Source organism: Viscerimonas tarda (assembly GCF_054601255.1).
Genome location: NZ_BAAHWV010000136.1, coordinates 1 through 1,074 on the forward strand (window position 1 = coordinate 1; position 1,074 = coordinate 1,074).

At 47.6% G+C, this 1,074-nt stretch carries 2 protein-coding genes; both read left to right on the plus strand.

Annotated features, from left to right (window positions below):
* A partial coding sequence (locus ACYPWY_RS16325) for a TraL conjugative transposon family protein (protein ID WP_459686607.1) occupies positions 1-234 on the plus strand: 234 nt, incomplete at its 5' end.
* Positions 209-1,074 (plus strand): conjugative transposon protein TraM (traM, locus tag ACYPWY_RS16330; protein ID WP_459686608.1); only part of this gene is annotated, 866 nt, incomplete at its 3' end. The genes ACYPWY_RS16325 and traM, both read left to right, overlap by 26 nt.

Genomic DNA, 1,074 nt, shown 5'->3' on the forward strand with positions numbered 1-1,074 from the left:
ATGAAACGCTTTATGATGGTGCTGATTATCGGCGGGGCGTTGGCAGTGGCAAACATTTATTTCGTGGTCAGTTCCATATACAATATGGGCGTGAGCGATGCGAAAAAACAGTTTTTGGAAGTGCAGCATATTGAAACTTTAAAACTGCAACAATCTAAAAAAGACAGTATTAAATCAATTAAAAATTACGAATTAAAAATTAAAAGTAATGAGTACGAACAATCAAACAGATGACAAGCCCAAGTTATCGAATGAGCAAAAGCAGAAAATGAAGAAATACGCTGTTTTTGCGCTGATGGGCATTATTTGCGCAGGCTGTATGTGGTTTATCTTCGCGCCATCGGCGGACGAGAAAGCCAAGCAGGAACTGCAAACGGGCTTCAATGCCGAAATTCCCGACCCGAAAAACGAGGGGATTGTCGGCGACAAGGCAACGGCGTATGAGCAGGAACAGGTCAAGCAAAAGCAGGCGGAACGGATGCGCTCGCTTGATGATTTCAGTTCGCTGTTGGGCGAAAACGGTAAAAAGCCTGCCGATGATTTGGCGTTGTTGCCCGATGAGCCTGCAAAATCGGGCAGCGGGATTTCTTCTTCAACGCCTAAACCAACGGCGGTGCAAAACTCCGTCAATGCCTACCGCGATATTAACCGCAATTTGGGCAATTTCTATGAAAGTCCGAAAAACGACCCCGAAAAGGAACGGTTACAGCAGGAATTAAACGACCTGAAAAATCGAATGGACGAAACGGAAAACCGCAAGAAATCGGTTGATGAGCAAATGACGTTGATGGAAAAGTCCTTTCAAATGGCGTCAAAGTATATCCCGACGAACGCGGGGACAAATCCCTCCCCAGCCCTCCCCGAAAGGGAGGGAGCAGGGACGGCGGCTAATGGCGTTTCGAGCAGTAATGTTTCGGGTAAAACGCTTGTCGTTCCTGTCAGTGGCGTGGTGGAACAAACTGTTTCCGCTTTGCCGCAGGAACTGTCGGGCAAAGAGGTAATGCAGGCTTTCGCCCAACCGCGCAACATGGGATTTTATACGGCGACCGCTGAACTCGCAAAGGAACGGAAAAA